Below are 20424 nucleotides of genomic sequence, written 5' to 3'. Positions count from 1 at the left end.
GAGGTATTATAATGAAAAAAAACATTGCTGAAATAATTAGTGTTTCAAATGAAATTTACGATAAGGGATTGGTTTCTGGAAAATCAGGGAACATAAGTGCAAAATTTGGTGGAGAAAATGGCGAATACATTGCGATTACCCCAACATTGAAATCTCTTTCCGATTTAAATGAAGAAGATATTGTATTGGTGGACATGCAAGGTAACGCTTTGACAAAAGGAAAGCCATCATCAGAAGTTAACATGCACTTGGAAATTTATAAAAAAAGACCTGACGTTAATGCTATCGTTCATACTCATTCACCATATGCAACAGGCTTTTCATTCTCATCAAAAAGGCTTAAAAGACTAGAAGGATTCGGTAAAATTAATTCTGAATATATAGCATCCATTGAATATGAAAAACCAGGATCCGACGAGCTAGCTAAAAGTGCCAGTGAAAATATTGGAAAAGAAGATGTACTAATATTAAAAAATCATGGTGTTATATGTGTCGCTGCCACATTAAAAGAAGCAAAATTACTTGCTGTTTTTGTCGAGGAAATTGCAAAAACACAATTTATTACTTATATGTTAAATTCAGCTGAAGATAAAATCTAATCTTCATCTGAAACAACTTTATTTCTTTTGTTCATTCCTTCTTCAATCATTTTTATGATTAATCCGGATAATGAAGTATCTTCATCGATTGCCATTTTCTTTAATTCTTTTTTTAAATCCACTGGTAAATTTATAGTTGTTTTGCTTATATCTGACATAATATATAATTGCTTTTTAACTAAATATAAATTTTTCTAATAAAAAAAACTAATTTTACCAAAAACTATTTAAAGTGTTTACGAACAAATATATAATTTAATATTCTTTACTGACTAATTTTTAATAACTTTTGGAGGGGTATTTATGAGTAATCAAATTATTAATGAAGTCTGTGAAATTCTTGAATATATTATGGATAACAATACTGTTCCTCGTAACATCAGAGAAGCAGCTAGTGAATCAAACGATTTGCTTAAGGATGAAGAACAAGATCAATCTGTCAGAATAAGTACTGTTCTTGGCAAACTTGATGAAATTAGTAACGACCCAAACATTCCAGTTCATGCAAGAACTTTAATATGGGAAGTTTTATCTAAATTAGAATCAATCTAATTTCATTTCTCTTTTTTTATTTAATCTTTTGAGATAGCAACAGCTATTGTAACACCATCATAAGATGTTTTCTTATATATCAATTCTGAATCGAAACCTGCTGTAATTAACGCTGAAGGCTCACAAACGCCATAAATTCCAAATTTTGATTTTACGAATTCTGATTTTTGAATATCTTTGGATTCAAACAATTTAATCTTATCCAATTCAACAAAATAAACCGGTTTATCTAAATGTTTTGAAAGTTCCAATATGCCTTTTTCGTCTTTTTTTATTTCAGCGGATGTCAGCATGTTGACTCTGGATTCATGAATATTCAAGTCATCAATTGATTTTTTAAAAGCAGAATAAATCTTTTCACATTCCTTTCCTCGCCTGCAGCCGATTCCAACAACTATTTCCCTTTCCTTCAAAATAATTTTATGGCTGTCGTGTTTGACATGAATTTCATTTGTATTTACTTTAGATGAAAATTCAATAGAAACATCTATTTCAAGTGTAACACTGTTCAGGTATTCATATAAATAATCAAAATTTTTGTTAGGATTTACCTCAAATGAAATTTCCTTTCCTTCAAGAATGGCCTTGTTGAAAAACAGGATTTCACTGGTGTTGTCTATCGACAAATACAAATCCTTTGCAATTACGTCGATGCCTAATTTTTTATTTACATCAGTGGATGTGGTTATGACGGGTGTTGCATCAATCAGCTTTGCAATCTTTTCTGTCAGCTTGTTTGCACCTCCCAAATGACCTGACAAGGTTGAAATAACGAAATTTCCATTATCATCAATATTCAATATTGCTGGATCTGTAGCCTTTGATTCAATCAATGGTGCGATTGACCTGATTAGAATTCCTGATGCCATTATTGCAATTATAGAATCATATTCCTGAAATAAAATCGGAAAATACTTTTTAACATTTTTATGATACAGGTCTGTCCTTATGACTGTTGAATCATGATCCAATTTTTCCTTTAGTTTTAAAGCCAAATCCTGACCTTTTTTTGAAACAGAAATGATAGCAATTTTCATAATATCACATAAATCAATGTAAATAAGACAACAATTGTAATTGTAAACAACACTATTGCTAGTTTTGACAGGTTAACCGCATTTGTAATGTCATCTGCAATTATATCTTTATTATTATCACCTAAAATATAAGTATCCTTTTTGATTAGTTGAATATTCAATGCCCCGGCTGTTGAAGCCATTGTGTATCCGGAATTTGGAGATGGACATTTGCGTGCATCCCTTCTCATTATCTTATAACTGTTTTTACCATCCAATCCAAGCAGATATGCAGAAACAACAACAAACAGTCCTGCAATTCTTGATGGAATATAATTTAAAATATCATCAATCTTTGCGGGAAGAAATCCAATATAAATCAATTCATCAGTCTTATATCCGACCATAGCATCGAGAGTGTTGAAAATCCTATAAATCACCGGTACTAGCAATAAATAATAAATTTGATTATTTATCGGATAAAACAGAATAATCAAAGCAAAAACAAAATAGTAAAATATTGGTGCAACATAGGAATCCGTGATGTTTTCTGTCAAACTTTCAATGACTGCAGATACGATAAAGCTTTCAGTCAACTCTTCTGTGTTCCTACTCACCAAATAGGAAACAGATTTTCTTGCCTTATCAATGCTTTCATTCAAGTCATTCTTAACATCAATGGCTGTCTGCAGAAGCATGTTGACGGAATATGTCGATGAAAGTAAAATTGAAAATGCAATTATTAAAACAAGCGTATTGAATGAACATATCCAATAGATTATGAACAATATCAAACCTGAAACAAGACATGTGCACAGCACCAAAAACAATCCTGAAAGTTTGTTTTTAATTCTGATGAAAATATCCTTAAAAAAAGAAATGATTGATCCGATTATTACGACAGGATGAATCCTTCCTGGAAGCTCTCCATAAAACCAATCGATTGCAAGAGAGAAAACAAGACAAAATATAACAAATAAAAATAATCTGAATGAAACAATATCATTTGCATTTCCAAATATTATTCCATTGAGTAATTCATTATATTCAATCATAGTTTATATTATATATAATAAAAAAATAAATAATTTATTATAAAATTTTTTAATGATGATGATATTATGAACATTGAAGATAAAGTTAAAGAATGGTTACTTGATGAAAGTTACTTAAGGGAAAAGAAATATGATGAAAACGCTGATTTTCATTTTATCGTTGAGTTCCCAAAAGACAATATAATGGATGTTGTAAAACCAAAAGGAAAAGATTGTATCATTGTTGCTTGCGCTACACAGGTTTCCCCTGAACATTTGGAATTGATGACAGAAGCAAGCCCAAAAGTCAAAAAAGATTTTATTCTTGATTTGAACTTCGGATTAAACAAGTTCTTGGTTGACTATGAACTTCAAATAAATCAGGATTTATTACAGCAGTTTATCATCACTGATCAAATTTTTGAAGATGGATTGACCAAAGATAACTTTATTAGAACATTGAAAAGAGTTTTCAAGTCAAAATTACATTGTATCTGGTTAATCGACAAAAAATTTGGTGGATTTTCAAAACCTCAACAGCCTTCAAACGAAAACAGCATGTTCGTTTAGAGAGGGAGAGGTCCATTTCAAGTATAACAATTTTGCAGATATATTAAGACTGAAGGGGTATATTTCAACTGTAAACATTTGAAATTTATCTCTTTTATTTTTCACTTTTTTTTGAATTGAAGGATTATTATTAATTTATTATTAATTTAATTTGTTTTTATCAACATTTCATTTTCATTACACTTGAAATACATCTCTTCAATTTTGTTTTTCGCATGAAAGTGTTTACACTTGAAATGCATGTCTCTGTCTCTATGTTATGTAATATTTTTTTTTCAACAAAATTGTCTTAAATCTTGATTTTGAGGACGAATCATAATCATTTTTTCCTTAAAGTTACACTTGAAATTGTTCTGTTATATTTGAAATAGTACTGTTTCATATTTAAAATTTAAGTTAATTAAATGATTGCAAAATTGATTTTATGATTCATAATATTTTATTTTTCTTTTAAACAAATTCTGATAAATATTTACTTCATTTAAACTATTATAATCAATTTAATTTTTTACTTTTTTGTCATTTTTCATACTTTTTCATGAAATTGTAATAAAAACCTTTATTTATGATACATTTTATATTATTAACACTGGAAATTATACTACTAATTTTTTCATAAAATTTATAAGGTGAAATACATGGAAAACATTTTCGATGAATTAGAAAAAACTGATACTACTAACCCCATTATTTTCAAAGATAAAGCTCCATTAGATCATAGATATTTACCTGATAAATTAGTCCACAGGGAAGAACAGATAAAGTTGATAGCTAAAAATTGGGTGGATGTCTTAAGTAATGTGACTCCATCAAACGTGACTCTTTACGGTAAGACAGGAACTGGAAAAACTGCAGCATCAAAATTTGCTCGCGAACAGCTTATTGACATAGCACGCAGAAAAAATGTTTTTGTAAAAGTTGAATACATCAGATGCACAGATTACACAACAGAATATCAGGTACTCGCTGAATTGTGTAATAAGTTAGGCCGTGACGTTCCAAACCGCGGTTGGACCAAAGGTGAAGTTGTAAACACCTTCAGGGATATTTTCAAAACCAATGCATTCGGCAGAAAACTGCATTTGATTGTTATTTTGGACGAAATTGATATTTTGCTTGATAAAGACGGTGATGGAATATTATATACACTTACCAGAACAGAAAACGTATCAGTTTTATGTATCAGTAATTATTTGGACTTTAAGAATTTGATCAAGTCAAGAGTTACAAGCAGTTTAAACGATAAAGAAATTGTATTTCCACCTTATGGAGCAGACCAGCTATCAGATATTTTATTGGAAAGGGCTCAGTTGTCCTTTAATGATGATGTTTTGGAAAGTGATGTGATTCCTTTGTGTTCAGCCATGGCTGCAAAAGAAGAGGGCGATGCTCGTTATGCTCTTGATTTACTTAAAAACGCAGGCGAATTGGCTTTCGATGAAGATTCCAATGTCGTAACTGGAGATCATGTTAGGAGAGCAAAAGATAAAATCGAGCATAATAAGGTCATTGAAATCATATCTACATTGCCGCTTCAGCAACAAAGGGTTTTAGAAGCCATTTTAACATTAACAAAACAGGATGAGGAGATAACTTCCGGTAAATTATATGATGCGTATAAAGAAGTTTCTAAAAAGGATGCTGTAACTTACAGAAGAATATTTGATTTTATCAATGAATTGGAAATGTTGGGTATCATTTCCACCAATACAATTTCACGTGGACGTGGAAAAGGAAGAACCAATATTATTAAGCTTCAGTGTGATGAAGAATTACTTGAAACAACCCTTTCCCCTATTTAGGGTTGTTTTTAATTAATGTTTTTAGAATAGCCATCCTGACAGGAACGGCATTTGCTGCCTGAGTGAAATACTTATTGTATTTTGTGTCATCAACGTCACCGGCTATTTCATCGATTCTAGGTAATGGATGCATCACAATCAGGTCTTTTCCTTCAAGCATTTTTTTGTTGATTACATACGCGCCTTTTATTTTCATATAATCGTCGATATCCGGGAAACGTTCCTTCTGTATTCTTGTGACATATAATACATCGACGTCATCAATAATGCTTTCGATATTGTCTACTTCTTCATATTCAATGTTTGTTTTATTCAAATCGATTAAGATTTCCTGAGGCATTTTTAGTTCTTTTGGAGATACTAAATAGATTTTCACATTATTGAATAAGCTTAAAGCATTTGATAGGGAATGAACTGTACGGCCGAATTTAAGGTCTCCGATTAAAGCGATTTTTAGATTATCAATTGATCCTATTTCATTTTTTATTGTGTATAAGTCGAGCAGTGTCTGTGTTGGGTGTTGGCCTGCACCGTCACCGGCATTAATTACAGGAACATCTACAATGCCGGATATGAATTTTGACACGCCTTCGAGTTCGTGTCTTATTACCAGGGCATCACAGTAGCCTTCAAACATTTTTGCAGTATCGGCAATGCTTTCTCCTTTAGAAACAGAGCTTGATCCGCTGTTTTCAAATCCGATACCGTCTCCGCCCAAACGTTTAATGGCTGTTTCAAAAGACAGTTTTGTCCTTGTTGAAGGTTCAAAAAACATTAATCCTAGAATTTTTCCTTTTAATTCTTCACAGGTTTCTTTTGATTTTGCGATGTTTTCTAATTTTGATGCTTCGTTTAAGATATATTCAATATCTTCCCTTTCAAAGTCTTTTATTGAAATTATGTTTTTTAATCTAAAAATGCTAATCAACCCTCTTTTTTTGTGAAATAGATAAATTTCATATGATTCTTTCAATCGGTACAACCAGTATGTCTTTTGCACCCGCATTTCTTAAGTCGTTTACAAGTTCAAATACCTGCTTTTCATCAACTACCGCCTGCACGGCAACGGTCTTTTCATCAGACAGTACTTCTGATATTGTTAAACCACCCATTGACGGCATCACTTTTTTGACTTTCTCCAAATCGACGTTTTTCACATTCATCATTATCAGTTTTTTCCTGTCGGCATCAAGAACCCCTTTGATGCTTGTGCTGACAGCTTCAATCAATTCTTTTTTGTTAACCAAACTTTCTTTGTTTGCAATGAGCTTTATTGTACTTTCAAGAATGGTGTCGATGATTTCAAGATGATTCATTTTCAATGTTGTTCCTGTGCTTGTCAAGTCAGTAATCAAGTTTGCCAGGCCTATGAAAGGAGCGGCTTCTGTTGATCCGCTTAACTTGACAATCTTCAGGTTCAACCCTTTTTCGTCAAAGTATTTTTTAGTTAAGACAGGAAATTCAGTAGCTACTTTCATGTCTTCTGTAATGTCATCGATTGAATTGATGTTGGACTCTTCAGGTGCTGCAAGTACCAATTTTGTCTGTCCAAACCTCAAGTCAAGAAGTTCGCAAACGTCAGATTCGCTTTCATTAATTAGGTCAACGCCTGTAATTCCCATGTCTGCAACTCCATCATTGACAAATTCAGGAATGTCTGATGCTCTTGCAAACATGACTTCTATATCATCGTTAAATGTCTTTGAAATTAGTTTTCTGTTGTTTTTGTCAATTAAACCTAATCCTGCTTTTTCTAATATGTTAATTGAAGGTTCACTTATTCTACCTTTTGATGGAACGGCAATTTTTATTTTCATCATATCTTCTCAAATTTCTTTTCTTATATTATATTGTTAATCATGTTATTAAATACTTTTTAAATCAGTTAATAATTTTTATTACTTTAGTTTATTTATTATATTAATTTATTTAAACTTAATTTTGAAAATAAGTAATTTTTTCAAAATATTTAAATATTAGGTTATCTTAAATTCTATTAACTTATAATTTACTTTTATAATTATAAGTTTTTGATTGAATATAGTGAGGTGAAAAATATGGCAATTCCTAAAGCTCCTATTGCAAGAATCATTAAAGAATCCGGTGCTGAAAGAGTTAGCGAAGATGCAAAAGCTGAATTAGCAGCATACTTAGAAGAAGTTGCTCGTGATGTAGCTAAAGAAGCAAACAATGTTGCTAAAATTGCAAAACGTAAAACTGTTAAAGCAGACGATATTAAATTAGCTATCAAAAACTTATAAATAGTTTTTTAGCTTTCTTTTTTTTTATTTTTTTTCAGGTGTTATTATGAGTGATAATACAATTTTAATTAAAAACGCATTAATTTTAAGTCCAAACGAAAATTTTGAAGGAAAAAAATCACTTTTAATCAAAGATGATATAATCTCTGAAATTTCAGATGAAATCGATGAAGGAAATGCAGATAAAATTATTGATGCTGATGGAAAAATACTGCTTCCAGGATTTGTAAATACTCATACTCATTTATCAATGACTTTATTTAGAGGATTAGCGGACGATTTAAGTTTGGATAGTTGGTTGAATGATCATATATGGCCAATGGAAGCTAATCTCAATGGCGATTATTGTTATATTGGTGCCCTTTTAGGTGCTGTTGAACTTATTAAATCAGGTACAACAACTTTCAGCGACATGTATTTTTACATGGAAGATGTTGCCCGTGCAGTTGATGAGGCTGGAATCAGGGCAGTCTTATCATATGGAATGATTGATTTTGGCGATGAAGTAAAAAGAGAAAATGAAATCAGGGAAAACCTAACATTATTTAAAAACTGCAATGGAATGGCCGATGGAAGAATCAAGGTGTTTTTCGGACCGCATTCTCCTTACACAGCTTCAGAAGAATTATTAGTCAAAGTACGTGAATTGGCCGATGAGTACAATATGGGCATTCATATTCATGTTTCTGAAACCCAAAAGGAAATCAACGATAAGTTGGAGGAAATGGGCTTAAGGCCATTTGAATATTTGGATAAAATCGGTCTTTTAGGTCCTGATGTGGTTGCTGCACATTGCGTATGGCTAAGCGACAATGAAATTGAAATCATAAAAAGGAACAATGTTAAAGTTTCCCATAATCCATGTAGTAATATGAAATTGGCTTCAGGAATCGCTCCAATTTCAAAATTGATTGAGAATGACATTTGTGTTTCAATCGGAACTGATGGAGCATCTTCAAACAACAATTTGGATTTGATTGAAGAGTTAAAGACAGCAAGCTTGCTTCAAAAGGTCTCCACTCTTGATCCTAAAGTTTTAAATTCAGACGAATCAATAGCTATGGGTACCATTAATGGTGCAGAAGCTTTGGGTCTTGAAAATGAAATAGGTTCCATTGAAGTTGGCAAAAAAGCAGATATTATCTTAATCGATACCAATTCAGCGAACATGGTTCCCGACAGCTCTTCTTTAAGTTCCAATATCATTTACTCTGCAAATGGCTCTAATGTAGATACTACCATCTGCAATGGTAAGATATTAATGGAAAATAAGAAATTAACTGTCTTGGATGAGGAAGAAATTTATAATAAAGCTAGACAAGCAATCAAAGAATTGAAAGAAGCTATCTAGCTTCAAATTCTATTTTATTTTTATTGATAACAATACTCTTTTTCCATTCATCCAATGTTTCAGGAAAATCAGATCTGAAATGGGCTCCTCTGCTTTCCCTACGCAATATTGCTGATTTTACTGTTAGTATGCAGATTTCAACCATATTTGTTACTTCCAGAGCTGTTACCAAATCAGCGTTATATTGTTTTGTGTCATTGACATCAAGATTTTCCAGTTCATCCTTCATTTTAAGAAGTTCTTTTAGGGCTTCGTTCAATGTTTTTTCTTCCCTTACGATAGCTACTTTTTCCCACATTAATTTTTTGATGTTGTTTTTAAATTTCTGTGGTTTTATTGAGCCTTTTTTGATTAGGTTTTCAATTCTTGAAGCTTCTTCATTGACTTGATCGTCATTTGTTTTAAGTTCACTTTCTTTGGCGGCTTTTACAGCACTTTCACCAGCGATTTTTCCAAATACCTGAGTATCTGCAAGGGCATTTCCTCCCAAACGATTGGCTCCATGGACTCCTCCGCAGACTTCCCCCGCACCAAAGAGGTTTTTAAGTGAAGTTGATGCATCGGTATTGATTTTCAGACCACCCATAAAGTGGTGTGCTGTAGGCGCTACTTCTATTGGGCCATGTTTTATGTCTACACCTACGTTTTCGAATTGCAAGACCATGGTTTCAAGCTTTTCGTCAATATAATCATCATCCAAATGTGAAATGTCAAGATACACTCCGCCCTGTTCGGTTCCTTTTCCTTCAATTATTTCTTGGTAAATTGAACGGGCAACAACATCACGTGTAGCCAATTCCATTTTTTCAGGAGCATATTTGCTCATGAATCTTTCACCGTCTTTGTTTATGAGTTTTCCTCCTTCTGCTCTTACTGCTTCAGTTACCAAAACTCCTTTTTTGGATTCGGGCGCCACCATTCCTGTTGGGTGGAATTGGATTTGTTCCATATCGACAAGATTTGCTCCGGCTCTGTATGCTATTGCAAAGCCGTCTCCATTTTTCTGGAAGGTGTTGGATGTTACAGGGTATAATTGTCCAGCTCCTCCACTGGCTAAAATAACTGATTTTGCCTTGAAGTAGATTAGGCTTGAATCCTTTAGGTTCAGGCCGGTTGCACCGATAACCTGGTCATCATCTGTCACTAAAGATGTAATCATAACTTCTTCGATGCATTCAATATCCCTTTTGATTATTTCTTCCTTAAGGGCATTCAACAATTCTGCACCGGTCCTATCTCCCTGATAACAGGTTCTTCTATAGGTTTGTCCACCAAAAGGCCTTTGGTCTATTTGTCCTGATTCCTGACGGTCAAATAAAGCTCCGAAGTTTTCCAAGTCAATTAGTCTTTTCGGTGATTCATTGACAAGTATTTCCACAAGCCTTTTGTCGTTGAGATAGCTTCCCCCTTTCAATGTATCGTTGAAATGAGCTTCAATTGAGTCATCCTTATCCACGGTTTTAAACACGGCATTGTATCCTCCTTCCGCCATTCCAGTACAGCCGGACCTAAATGAAAGACCTTTGGATACAATTATTGCTTTTAAACCAGCATCGTCAACTTCTATTGCCGCTCTTGAACCTGCACCTCCAGATCCAATTATTAATACATCTGTCGAGATAGTTTTTATTTCCATTTCAATTACCCTGTAAATGTTTATCAGTAATACTTTTATTCTTTTATTGTTAAATAAATTTCTTTAAATCTGAAATGTTTATTAATTAAAAAATATTAATTAATAGTTATGAATAATATTAAAAGATAAATTTAATATTTTAATTCATTCATGGTTAATTTTAACATTTTGATTGTTATAGAGGTATTTCATGAAAGTTGATGGTGAAGTAACAACCGGTTTGGGAAAAGCAGCATATTTTTTGTCACAGGAGTTCTACACTAAAGAATTTGAGAAAAATTTAGGTTTTATTCCTTATCCTGGAACTTTAAATGTCATCGTTAGCGATGAATATTTGGATGAAATAAATGAGATTAAGTGTAATTGTGAGAATTTGATTAAGCCAGACGAAGGATTTGGGGCTGTTAGATATATTGAGGCTAAATTGAACGATGTTATTGTTGGTGCAATTGTTTTTCCTGCCAAAACAACTCATGACGAAAATTATTTGGAATTTATTGCCGAGTGCAAATTGAGAGATGAATTGGATTTAAAGGATGGAGATATTGTTTCTCTTGAGTTTTAAGTGTTTTTTTGTTTTTCTCTTAATTTTTTAATATCATCAGGTGCTAATCCTGTTTCTTTTATTATTTCTTTGTCATCTTCTCCTTTTTTCATCATGTATAATGCCATTTTTTCAGATGTTTCTTTAATTCCTTCTTTAATTCCTTCTTTTATTCCTTCTTCTTTTCTTCTTTGTCCATAATCATATACTGCACTCATTTTTCCACCTAATGCATCACATAATATTGTTTTGTGTTCACTGTCTTCTAAAAATTTATCAGTTATAGGTAAGCTATACTTTTAACTAGATTATTTACCTTATAATTATCTAAATTAATTGATAATATTAAGTTCACAGATTTTTCTATCTGTTCTTCCTGTGTATTTTTACTACTCATTACAGGAACTAATGAGAGATCTATTAGTTCTTCATCTAATTCAATTATTATATCTGCAATTAATATTGCAACATCGATATAAAGTATTTCAGTTGGATTTAATTTTTTCTTTTTTGATTTAATATTTAATCGCTTTAAAAATACATCAACTTCTTCTTCAGATACATCTTTAAAGATAATATCTTCTTGTTTTTCACTCATCATATCATATTTATAATAAATATTCTTATTTTATTCATTATCCTATTTAAATTACTTAGTTTTTTTAAATAACAATTTTATAACGTTAAATCAATTTTTTAAGATAGTAACAATTTTTTTAAACGATATTAGGTATTATCAGTTCAATTTTTCAATCAATAAAAATACCATAAAGTATTTTATACATGATTGATAAAATGATTAAATACGTTCTCAGGGCGGAGTGAAATTCTCCACCGGTGGTGATTTTTAATATAAGTCCACGAGCATGGGAAGTGTTGATTTGGTGAGATTCCAAAACCGACGGTGATAGTCCGGATGGAAGAGAATAAGAAGTTATTTTTAGCCCTGGTTCTAGTACTATAAGGAGATGTTACTATGAATCAAGAAACAAATGTAGATATGGCTCTAGAAGCTATTAGAAACGGTGAGTTCGTACTTGTTTTTGATGATGATGATAGGGAGGGTGAAGTTGATATGATTATCGCTTCTGAATTTGTAACTCCTAAATCAATCGCAACTATGAGAAACGATGCTGGTGGTTTAATTTGTAATTGTTTACATGCTGATTTTTGTGAAGCTATTCATTTGCCATTCATGGTGGATATTATGAAAGCAGCTACTGAAAAATACCCTGAATTAGCTAAATTGGCACCAACTGACATTCCATACGATGAAAGGTCATCATTTTCAATTTGGACTAATCACAGAAAATCATTCACCGGCGTTACAGACCATGACAGAGCAATGACCATTAGTGAAATGGCCATCATGATGAAAGAAGAAAGATTTGATGAATTTGGTGCTACTTTCAGATCACCAGGTCATGTATGCCTTTTAAGAGGTGCAGACGGCTTGGTTAAAAATAGAAGAGGACACACAGAAATCGGTCTTGCATTATGTGAAATGGCTGGTGTCACTCCTGTTTGTGTAGTTTGTGAAATGATGGATGGTGAAACCGGACAGGCTACAAGCGTTGCTGATGCACGTAAATATGCAGAAGAAAACGGATTGGTCTTGCTTAAAGGCGAAGACATAATTAATAGATATTTAGAAGAATAATAAGGCTAATTATACATATTAGCATTATTAAACTTTTTATCATTTATGTAATCTACAATGAATTGTGTTATTTGTCGTATTTTGTATGAGTTATAAATGCTGAATGAAACATATTTTCCGTCATGCATTTTTATCTCTAAACCATCTTTCACTTCATTTGATTTGTTTATTAGAGCTATTTTATCCCATACAATTCTTAAATGTTTACTTTTTAATGCGTTTTCGATGTAAATTCCATCATCTTTAATTTTAACGATTTTTACCACTCTACGATTTTTGTCAGATGCAATTTGAATATCTCCATTTTCATCGAAAACATAATCGGGAATTAGACAATTTGCTTTCCATCCCTGTTTCATTTTTTTTAGTACATGTGCCCTATCCTTTTTTGTAAGTTTAACACCCGGTTCAGGGCTTAAATTAAGTGCCATTATATCACCTTGCTTTTGATTTCTTCAAATGAGTAGATTTTTTCGAATTCAACTTCACGAGCCATATCTATTATTTCATCAATGTTTAGGTTGTTTTCAATCAGATCCATTGCATGGCTTGTAAACAGTTCGTATCTTATTTCGACTTCAGGAATGAATCCTCTCATATCGGCTGATTTTAGCTTAGGAAGCTTTAACACTTTCTTAACGTTTGTGTTGTTTTTGATGTATGGAACTACATTATCGAATATATTTTCATTGTATACCTTATTCAGCAGGATGGCTTCTACAGACACTCCGAATTTTTCAAGCATATTCGCATGGGAAACGAGGTCAATTGCTGCGGATTCTATTCCGCCTTTGTTAACGCCTGACGCCAATATCATCGGAATATTTGATGACATAGCTATTTCTGCTGCTGAAAACGGAACCTTCTCATTTAAAAGGCCGGTAAATACGCTCATGACCCCTTCAATCAGAACGATATCATAGTCTGAAGAGTTGAGTGTCTTTATTGTAGATTCGATGTCAGCCCATCCCAGATGTCCAATCTTTATTGATGCGAAATCTTCCATTTTTCCTTTTGTCAAGTATAATCCCGGTATAATATCACGGACATCAGGACCCACTTTTAAAAGGGCCACCTTATATCCTCTTTTTCTTATTGCCCCTGCAAGTCCTGTCATGATGAATGTTTTACCGGAATCTGATCCGTTGCTTCCAATCATCAGATATTTTGGTTTTTTTGGTTTATTTTCTAATTGAGGTACCTTTATGTTATTGTTGATTCCGACTTCGCTCTGCAGATATTTTTTGACTTCGATATTTTTATTGTAGATTTCATCAATATTTTCAGCGTCTATTTGTTCTAATAGATTATTTACAAGAATCGGGTTTTCGTCAAGGATTCCATGAATCATCGTACCGATGACATTGCCGTCATCATTGCATGCACCGGAAAAGATGTTATATTCGGCTTCTTTGTTGACATCACCGTAATTCATTCTTTGGACTTGTGAATAGAATAGTGGTTTTGCATCTCCTTCCACCTTACCATATGTGTGGGTATGGAAACCGTCGACATCTTCTGTCTGGTTTTTGACTAAAAAGGAATTGTCAAAGACTTTTGCTTTTACTCTATCGCTTGTAATCAATGGTGAGAAATTAACGTCAATTATCCCAAGACCGTCCTTTACAATTGGCACAGGTGATTTTCTTCCGATGTCTATCTGGTTTGACAATAGCTGAAAGCCGGCACATATTCCAATAATAGGCTTTCCATCCCCAGCCATTTTTTTGATTTCTTTGTTTAAATCCATGTTAATGTCATTTGACTCAATCAAGGTTCCGCCAGGAATAATCAAGGCATCTAATTGGTCACTAGCTTTCAATCCATCAACAAGTCCATTTTCTTTAACGATGTCTGTCGGCAAATTTCCGAAATCCTCAAATCCCGGAACAGCACCGCTGACATATGCAAGTCCAATTCTTGTCATAAAAATAACCTCTTGATATTCTATTGTATTTTAATTATTATTAAATTTTAGAGGTGTATTTCAAGTGTAAAAAAGTTTGTAAAAAAAAGAGTTTATTGAGTGTTTTCGAAAACACTCATAGCTTTAACAATTTTTAAGTCATCCAATGGTTTAGCCTGTAATTGTAGTCCTACAGGAATGCCATCAACTTCACCTGCTGGAATGCTTGCTGCTGGAATTCCGGCAAGGTTAGCTATTACGGTCAATATATCGTAAGCATACATTTCCATTGGTTCTAATTCAGCACCAATTTCGTGAGGAAGTTTAGGCACGGTTGGTCCTACAATCAAATCCACATTTTCAAGCATGGAAGTGATTTCAGCTCTGATAACTGATCTTGCTTTCAATGCTTGTTTGTAGTATTTACCACTAAATTCAGCTTCTGCAATGTGGGAACCTATTTTGATTCTTCTAAGCACTTCCTCTCCACACACTTCTTCAATTCTGTATCCGTAGTCTCTTCCATCATATTTTCTGGTTGCAGAGAAGAATTCTACATAGTTAATCAGGTAGTATGTAGGTAAACATAAGTCGATATAATCGAAGCTTACTTCAACAAGTTCAGCTCCGGCATCCACCAGCTTGCTGATAGCTTTGTTGACTGTCTTGTTGATTTCTTCATCAGTAACATCGATGAACTCTTTACATACAGCTATTTTCATACCTTCTAAGGATGTTTCATCTAATACTTCAGTAAAGTCAGGCTTATCCCAGTCTAAGGTAGTGCATTCGGTTTCATCATAATTTGCAATTGTGTTTAATGCAAGTGCAATTCCACTCACATCATTTGCAAGCGGTCCGATTTGGTCTAGACTCATTGATAAGTCAAGAAGTCCTTGTCTTGAAACGGCACCGTATGTTGGTTTGAAACCTACTACGCCACAATGTGAAGCAGGGTTTCTGATGGATCCTCCGGTATCTGATCCGATTGCAATGTCACACATTTCAGCTGCGATTGCTGCTGCACATCCTCCACTGGATCCTCCAGGAATTCTTCCCATAGCTGCAGGGTTTTGGGTAGGTCCGTAGTATGAAGTTTCAGTTGAACTTCCTGCTGCAAACTCATCCATATTCAAAATACCGATGATTATTCCATCTTCAGCCAATATTTCATTAACAACGGTTGCATTGTAGCTTCCTATATAATCTTCTAATGTTTTTGAAGCTGCAGAAATTATTAAGTCTTCAACATTAATGTTTGCTTTAATACCAAATACCAATCCAGCCAAAGCGCCAACATCTTCACCATTAGCTATTTTTTCGTCAATAGCTTCTGCTTGTTTTAATGCATTTTCATAGTTCAATTCAATAAATGCATTAATGCTTTCGTTATTTTCATCAATAACTTTAATGAAGCTTTCCACGTTTTCTTTAGCTGTCATTTCTCCACTTTTAATGGAGTTTAACTTTTCAATAACGTTCATTAAAACACCTAAAATAATCGTAAATTATAATATTATTATTTTATTTTTCCATGCTTATATAGTTGTTTTTTTTCTTGAATTCTTTAACTTTCCTTTTCAAGATGAATTTTTAAACAAGTATTAATAAATAAAGTTCAAAATATATATATATAGTTTAAATTGTTTTGAGGGTAACATGCTGAAAGAATTGTTTGATAATAAAAAATTCATTTTTATATTCACATTCATTGTTGAATTTATTTTTTATTATATTTTTGAATTTATAGAGATTGGAGGAAGCTATATAATTCCGGATATTGGCCTTGCTCCCATATTTGGTTTGATGTTTGGCCCGGCAGGTGCATTGGGTCAGGCCTGTGCCAGCTTTACATGGCAGCTTTATGAAGGCTACAACATATTTTGCGCCGGATCTGATTTTTTCATCATGTTTTTTATTTCAATATTCACATATAAGCTATGGTATTCTACATTTAAAAGGGATGAGATAACTTCCCCTAGATTTGATTCATTGTATAATCTTTTAAAATTCGTAATCATAATTCTTGTTTCATCAGTTGTTTATTGGGCCTTTATTAATATTTTCCTTGAAGTATACAGTCCATTTTATGTTATTTATCCTTTAACAACTCCTTTGTCTGTACTTTCATATATTTTAGACATGTTTAACTTCTCACTGATATATGGTTTATTGCTTATCAGCGTTTTTAATATTTTGGAAATACCTTTGAAAACCCCTAAAAAATGGTTTAGTTTTATTGATATTGATTATAGCTATTTTACACCGATTTTCGTTATCATGCTCATATATGCACTTCTCACAGCAAACTCATTGGATAATGACATGTTTGACATGATTTTTTTTATAATAACTATTGTCGCGGCACTATTGTTCTGCCTAAATAAATTGGATTCCAGCATTATTAAGGATAAAATAGTTAATTATTCAATTGTTGAGGAAATCATTTTAATTTTCTTGTTTATATTGGCAATTACTTTCTTTGCACTCTTTGATGACTTAAGTATTTTTACATACGCTTTTTTAAAAGATTTTAATACCGGCTATTTGATAATGATTACACTTTTTTATGGTATTATCCTGTTCATAGTTGTATCAGCCATTCATCTTTATTTTGTTGAAGATAATATTACCAATCCCCTTTATGGATTAATTGATGCCATAAGAAGATATGGTAAGGAAGATCAGGAAGACATTGAAGTAAAATTTAAATCTAAGTTTAATAAGCAGTTAAATGGTACTGATGACATGTCAATGCTTGTCAAATCATTTGTTTCTCTAAATCAGAATATCGAATCTAATTTATATCAAATTGAAAAAACCACAGCTGAAAAGGAAAAGATAGAAACTGAATTTAAAATTGCCAGCAATATTCAGTCAAACATGCTTAAAACCAATTTTGATGAATTTTCTGAAGGCCAACAGTTTGAGATTTATGGATTTATGAATCCTGCAAGGGAAGTTGGCGGAGATTTTTATGACTTTTTCAGAATAGACGATGATAATATTGCATTCCTCATCGGCGATGTAAGTGGGAAAGGAGTTCCTGCAACATTGTTCATGGTTAAAACAATGTATTTAATCAGAAATCATTCCAAATTTAGTTTCAAGCCTAATGAACTTTATGAGAATGTTAATAATTCAATTTCTCAAAGGAATAAGGGAGATCTGTTTGTTACTTCATTGTTTGGAAAATTGAACTTAAGAGATGGAAAATTAACTTTTGTTAATGCAGGGCATAATCAGCCTTTAGTTAGAAGAAACAGTTCTGGGGATGATTTTGATTATTTCGATGTTGAACCGAATTTTGTTTTAGGTATAATGGAAGAAATGCCTTATGAGGAACAGGAATTAGAGTTGAATCCTGGAGATATTGTATTTTTATATACTGATGGAATTACAGAAGCTAACAATGATTATCAGGGATTTTATGGTGAAGACAGATTAAAAGAAACCATAAACAAATATAAGGATGAGAGTTTGGAAACCATTGTTGAAAAAATTAAATCAGACATATATGATTTTTGCAATAGCGAAGAGCAGTTTGATGACATGACCATGCTGATAATAAAATATGGCGGTGAGAATAATGGTTAATATTAGAGAGCTTTTTAAATCAAGGAAATTCATTTTCTTATTCTCAATGCTTTTGGGTTTGGTTTCCATAGTTATTTCTAATACATTTACTTATTTACCGGATAATCAAATAGGATTCCTTATTTTTCCTATTTTAGGTTTATTATGGGGGCCTTTTGCAATTTTAGGGTTTGTTTTAGTGGAATTTATATATCTGATAATACTCCATCCTAAAAACATTGCAATTGCTATAAGCGTCGTTATAATATTGTTTATAAGTAATTTTGCAATATGGAAATTATGGTATTCTGTGATGAATAGGTATGGATACGAAATTCCGAGCTTAAATAGCTTATACAATCTGATTAAGTTATTTATTTTATTTTTCATGTATCCGCTAATATTCAATGTCTTATTTTATTCACTTACTAGTATAGGATTTAAACCTCATTTTGATTGGACATTATTCTTTGCAACAGTATTCAAATATTGTTTAGGGTTATTTGTAATAGACGTTGTAAATAACTTTAAAATACCAATTTACACTCCTAAAAGGCAATTTAAACAGATTTTACCTGAGAAAGGATTTCATGTTATATTGATATTGATTGTTGTTGTAGGATTAGTTTATTATTTAACATCATTCAATCAGGTTTTAATATTAATCATATTATTAACAGTCGTTTATTTATTAAAGCCTTATAAAGAAGATGTTTTTAAAATAAAGGATTGTATAGATGTCAGCTTATTTGGTAAAGTTACCATATCAATATTTTTTGTCATGGCACTGATATTGATTTTTACAACTTTGCCTTTTAACATATTTTTCTATTCTAATTTGGAATATGTGCTTATAGGACTTCTTGATAATTCACTGCTCATGTTCTTGCTATTGTCAGTTCCAGTTTTAATTTATATGTATTTTATAGAGAAAAAAGTAACTAATCCTATTAATAAGTTGTCTGAAACATTATCTAAAGGAATTCATAATTATGACGATTACATTGAACATAAAAATGCTTTAGAGTCAATCAAATTAAAAAACGAAATTAAAACCTTGGTCGATACCTTGCTTGACATGGAGAAAAATCTTTTGGTATACGGTGAAAATCTGGTTCAGGTCACTTCTGAAAAGGAGAGATTTGAAACAGAGCTTAAATTAGCTCATGATATACAAAATTCAATGATTCCAACTGACTTTGAGGAATTTTGCAAGGACTTTAATGATAGTTCAGATCGTGAAAATAACCATGATTTTGAAGTTTGGGGTCTTATGAAACCTGCCCGGGAGATCGGAGGAGATTTTTACGATTATTTCAAAATCGACGAAGATAATGTTGGATTTGTAATTGGGGATGTCAGCGGAAAAGGAGTTACAGCCGCGCTTGTAATGGTTGAAGCAATGACACTGATTCAAAATTATATAATACAGCACGATGACCTGTCCGATGTATTTTATGAGGTGAATAACCAGCTTTCCGAGGGCAATGTTGAAAATATTTTTGTAACTTGCTGGCTTGGAAAAATTAATCTGAAAACCGGCCAGTTATCATTTGTTAATGCCGGACACAATAAGCCTCTTATTAGAATGAATAACAATGATTTCGAATATTTGGAGACTTCTCCGGAATTGGTATTGGGAATCATGGAAGATATGCCTTATGAAACCCATACAATTCAGTTAAATAAGGCAGATGCAGTATTTTTATATACTGATGGTGTAACTGAAGCCAATGATGATTATAATGGTTTTTATGGTGAAGAAAGGTTACAAAATGTCTTGAATAAGCATAAAGATGATGATTTGAGCGTTGTTATAGGTTCTATAGAAAAAGACATATCTGAATTCTGCAATCATGGAGAAATATTTGACGATACTACAATGATTATAGTCAGGATAAAATGAAACGGGGGAAT

At 32.4% G+C, this 20424-nt stretch carries 21 protein-coding genes and 1 riboswitch; of the genes, 10 read left to right on the top strand and 11 right to left on the bottom strand.

The window, feature by feature from the left end; translation table 11 throughout:
* The first annotated feature begins 11 nt into the window (after positions 1–11).
* Complete coding sequence (locus tag TL18_RS00160) at positions 12–599, top strand: class II aldolase/adducin family protein (protein ID WP_067039588.1); 588 nt, start codon at positions 12–14, stop codon at positions 597–599.
* On the opposite strand, the gene TL18_RS00155 is transcribed toward TL18_RS00160, so the two are convergent.
* Entirely contained in the window at positions 596–757 is a 162-nt protein-coding gene (locus TL18_RS00155) for a Met repressor (protein ID WP_067039586.1), read from the bottom strand. The two genes, TL18_RS00160 and TL18_RS00155, sit on opposite strands and share 4 nt — an antisense overlap.
* 145 nt (positions 758–902) lie before the next feature.
* Between TL18_RS00155 and TL18_RS00150 the strand changes: the two genes are divergently transcribed.
* Entirely contained in the window at positions 903–1151 is a 249-nt protein-coding gene (locus tag TL18_RS00150) for a UPF0147 family protein (RefSeq protein ID WP_067039583.1), read from the top strand.
* 20 nt (positions 1152–1171) lie between these two features.
* Here TL18_RS00150 and TL18_RS00145 read toward each other — a convergent pair whose 3' ends face one another.
* Complete coding sequence (locus TL18_RS00145) at positions 1172–2188, bottom strand: cobalt-precorrin 5A hydrolase (protein WP_067039580.1); 1017 nt, start codon at positions 2186–2188, stop codon at positions 1172–1174.
* On the bottom strand, positions 2185–3222 hold the full coding sequence (locus TL18_RS00140) for a cobalamin biosynthesis protein (RefSeq protein ID WP_067039576.1): 1038 nt from the start codon (positions 3220–3222) through the stop codon (positions 2185–2187). The genes TL18_RS00145 and TL18_RS00140 overlap by 4 nt, the downstream gene beginning before the upstream one ends.
* 66 nt (positions 3223–3288) lie before the next feature.
* Between TL18_RS00140 and TL18_RS00135 the strand changes: the two genes are divergently transcribed.
* Both TL18_RS00135 and TL18_RS00130 read left to right on the top strand, forming a co-directional pair.
* Positions 3289–3771, top strand: a complete 483-nt coding sequence (locus tag TL18_RS00135; protein WP_067039572.1) for a DUF2299 domain-containing protein — start codon at positions 3289–3291, stop codon at positions 3769–3771.
* 638 nt (positions 3772–4409) lie between these two features.
* Positions 4410–5573, top strand: coding sequence for a Cdc6/Cdc18 family protein (locus TL18_RS00130; protein ID WP_067039569.1), 1164 nt, complete (start codon positions 4410–4412; stop codon positions 5571–5573).
* Here the strand turns inward: TL18_RS00130 and pyrB are convergent.
* The gene (gene pyrB, locus TL18_RS00125) at positions 5566–6501 is read right to left on the bottom strand and encodes an aspartate carbamoyltransferase (protein WP_067045297.1); all 936 of its coding nucleotides are present in this window, start codon (positions 6499–6501) and stop codon (positions 5566–5568) included. The genes TL18_RS00130 and pyrB overlap by 8 nt on opposite strands.
* Positions 6502–6529: 28 nt before the next feature.
* Positions 6530–7390 (bottom strand): ATP phosphoribosyltransferase, encoded by an 861-nt coding sequence (gene hisG / locus TL18_RS00120; RefSeq protein WP_067039566.1) that lies wholly within the window; start codon positions 7388–7390, stop codon positions 6530–6532.
* Positions 7391–7621: 231 nt separating this feature from the next.
* On the opposite strand from hisG, the gene TL18_RS00115 reads away from it, so the two are divergent.
* On the top strand, positions 7622–7834 hold the full coding sequence (locus tag TL18_RS00115; RefSeq protein WP_255354681.1) for a histone family protein: 213 nt from the start codon (positions 7622–7624) through the stop codon (positions 7832–7834).
* Between the two features lie 46 nt (positions 7835–7880).
* The gene (locus tag TL18_RS00110) at positions 7881–9185 is read left to right on the top strand and encodes an amidohydrolase family protein (RefSeq protein ID WP_067039561.1); all 1305 of its coding nucleotides are present in this window, start codon (positions 7881–7883) and stop codon (positions 9183–9185) included.
* Here TL18_RS00110 and tfrA read toward each other — a convergent pair.
* On the bottom strand, positions 9178–10821 hold the full coding sequence (gene tfrA / locus TL18_RS00105; RefSeq protein WP_067039558.1) for a fumarate reductase (CoM/CoB) subunit TfrA: 1644 nt from the start codon (positions 10819–10821) through the stop codon (positions 9178–9180). The genes TL18_RS00110 and tfrA overlap by 8 nt on opposite strands.
* Positions 10822–11011: 190 nt before the next feature.
* Between tfrA and TL18_RS00100 the strand changes: the two genes are divergently transcribed.
* Entirely contained in the window at positions 11012–11386 is a 375-nt protein-coding gene (locus TL18_RS00100) for a DUF120 domain-containing protein (protein WP_067039555.1), read from the top strand.
* Here the strand turns inward: TL18_RS00100 and TL18_RS00095 are convergent.
* Together TL18_RS00095 and TL18_RS00090 are read right to left on the bottom strand one after the other, a co-directional pair.
* Positions 11383–11583, bottom strand: a complete 201-nt coding sequence (locus TL18_RS00095) for a hypothetical protein (protein WP_067039552.1) — start codon at positions 11581–11583, stop codon at positions 11383–11385. The two genes, TL18_RS00100 and TL18_RS00095, sit on opposite strands and share 4 nt — an antisense overlap.
* A 62-nt stretch (positions 11584–11645) precedes the next feature.
* Entirely contained in the window at positions 11646–11963 is a 318-nt protein-coding gene (locus tag TL18_RS00090) for a hypothetical protein (RefSeq protein ID WP_067039549.1), read from the bottom strand.
* 205 nt (positions 11964–12168) lie between these two features.
* A riboswitch (FMN riboswitch) is annotated at positions 12169–12297 on the top strand.
* Between the two features lie 44 nt (positions 12298–12341).
* Here TL18_RS00090 and ribB point away from each other — a divergent pair.
* Positions 12342–13025, top strand: a complete 684-nt coding sequence (gene ribB, locus TL18_RS00085; protein WP_067039541.1) for a 3,4-dihydroxy-2-butanone-4-phosphate synthase — start codon at positions 12342–12344, stop codon at positions 13023–13025.
* 5 nt (positions 13026–13030) lie between these two features.
* Here ribB and TL18_RS00080 read toward each other — a convergent pair whose 3' ends face one another.
* The 3 genes from TL18_RS00080 to gatA form a co-directional block, all read right to left on the bottom strand.
* Positions 13031–13456: a hypothetical protein gene (locus tag TL18_RS00080; RefSeq protein ID WP_067039539.1), complete on the bottom strand. Its 426-nt coding sequence runs from the start codon at positions 13454–13456 to the stop codon at positions 13031–13033.
* A complete protein-coding gene (locus TL18_RS00075; protein WP_067039536.1) occupies positions 13456–14952 on the bottom strand; it encodes a DJ-1/PfpI family protein in 1497 nt (498 codons plus the stop codon). The genes TL18_RS00080 and TL18_RS00075 overlap by 1 nt, the downstream gene beginning before the upstream one ends.
* Before the next feature lie 92 nt (positions 14953–15044).
* Positions 15045–16415, bottom strand: coding sequence for an Asp-tRNA(Asn)/Glu-tRNA(Gln) amidotransferase subunit GatA (gene gatA, locus TL18_RS00070; protein ID WP_067039533.1), 1371 nt, complete (start codon positions 16413–16415; stop codon positions 15045–15047).
* Between the two features lie 175 nt (positions 16416–16590).
* Here gatA and TL18_RS00065 point away from each other — a divergent pair, with 175 nt between their 5' ends.
* Together TL18_RS00065 and TL18_RS00060 are read left to right on the top strand one after the other, a co-directional pair.
* Positions 16591–18528 (top strand): PP2C family protein-serine/threonine phosphatase, encoded by a 1938-nt coding sequence (locus tag TL18_RS00065; protein ID WP_067039530.1) that lies wholly within the window; start codon positions 16591–16593, stop codon positions 18526–18528.
* Complete coding sequence (locus tag TL18_RS00060; RefSeq protein WP_067039527.1) at positions 18521–20413, top strand: SpoIIE family protein phosphatase; 1893 nt, start codon at positions 18521–18523, stop codon at positions 20411–20413. The genes TL18_RS00065 and TL18_RS00060 overlap by 8 nt, the downstream gene beginning before the upstream one ends.
* Positions 20414–20424 lie beyond the last annotated feature (11 nt).

Origin of the sequence: Methanobrevibacter sp. YE315 (assembly GCF_001548675.1) — an archaeon.
GTDB lineage: Archaea > Methanobacteriota > Methanobacteria > Methanobacteriales > Methanobacteriaceae > Methanocatella.
The sequence above is the reverse complement of the archived record's forward strand: the minus strand, read 5'-3'. Positions and strand labels throughout refer to the sequence as shown.

What these genes read in the sequence shown, in the direction of transcription:
- TL18_RS00160 (WP_067039588.1), top strand. Translation starts at nt 12, where the DNA reads ATGAAAAAAAACATTGCTGAAATAATTAGTGTTTCAAATGAAATTTAC.
- TL18_RS00155 (WP_067039586.1), bottom strand. Translation starts at nt 757, where the DNA reads ATGTCAGATATAAGCAAAACAACTATAAATTTACCAGTGGATTTAAAA.
- TL18_RS00150 (WP_067039583.1), top strand. Translation starts at nt 903, where the DNA reads ATGAGTAATCAAATTATTAATGAAGTCTGTGAAATTCTTGAATATATT.
- TL18_RS00145 (WP_067039580.1), bottom strand. Translation starts at nt 2,188, where the DNA reads ATGAAAATTGCTATCATTTCTGTTTCAAAAAAAGGTCAGGATTTGGCT.
- TL18_RS00140 (WP_067039576.1), bottom strand. Translation starts at nt 3,222, where the DNA reads ATGATTGAATATAATGAATTACTCAATGGAATAATATTTGGAAATGCA.
- TL18_RS00135 (WP_067039572.1), top strand. Translation starts at nt 3,289, where the DNA reads ATGAACATTGAAGATAAAGTTAAAGAATGGTTACTTGATGAAAGTTAC.
- TL18_RS00130 (WP_067039569.1), top strand. Translation starts at nt 4,410, where the DNA reads ATGGAAAACATTTTCGATGAATTAGAAAAAACTGATACTACTAACCCC.
- hisG (WP_067039566.1), bottom strand. Translation starts at nt 7,390, where the DNA reads ATGAAAATAAAAATTGCCGTTCCATCAAAAGGTAGAATAAGTGAACCT.
- TL18_RS00110 (WP_067039561.1), top strand. Translation starts at nt 7,881, where the DNA reads ATGAGTGATAATACAATTTTAATTAAAAACGCATTAATTTTAAGTCCA.
- tfrA (WP_067039558.1), bottom strand. Translation starts at nt 10,821, where the DNA reads ATGGAAATAAAAACTATCTCGACAGATGTATTAATAATTGGATCTGGA.
- TL18_RS00100 (WP_067039555.1), top strand. Translation starts at nt 11,012, where the DNA reads ATGAAAGTTGATGGTGAAGTAACAACCGGTTTGGGAAAAGCAGCATAT.
- TL18_RS00095 (WP_067039552.1), bottom strand. Translation starts at nt 11,583, where the DNA reads ATGAGTGCAGTATATGATTATGGACAAAGAAGAAAAGAAGAAGGAATA.
- TL18_RS00090 (WP_067039549.1), bottom strand. Translation starts at nt 11,963, where the DNA reads ATGAGTGAAAAACAAGAAGATATTATCTTTAAAGATGTATCTGAAGAA.
- ribB (WP_067039541.1), top strand. Translation starts at nt 12,342, where the DNA reads ATGAATCAAGAAACAAATGTAGATATGGCTCTAGAAGCTATTAGAAAC.
- TL18_RS00080 (WP_067039539.1), bottom strand. Translation starts at nt 13,456, where the DNA reads ATGGCACTTAATTTAAGCCCTGAACCGGGTGTTAAACTTACAAAAAAG.
- TL18_RS00075 (WP_067039536.1), bottom strand. Translation starts at nt 14,952, where the DNA reads ATGACAAGAATTGGACTTGCATATGTCAGCGGTGCTGTTCCGGGATTT.
- gatA (WP_067039533.1), bottom strand. Translation starts at nt 16,415, where the DNA reads ATGAACGTTATTGAAAAGTTAAACTCCATTAAAAGTGGAGAAATGACA.
- TL18_RS00065 (WP_067039530.1), top strand. Translation starts at nt 16,591, where the DNA reads ATGCTGAAAGAATTGTTTGATAATAAAAAATTCATTTTTATATTCACA.
- TL18_RS00060 (WP_067039527.1), top strand. Translation starts at nt 18,521, where the DNA reads ATGGTTAATATTAGAGAGCTTTTTAAATCAAGGAAATTCATTTTCTTA.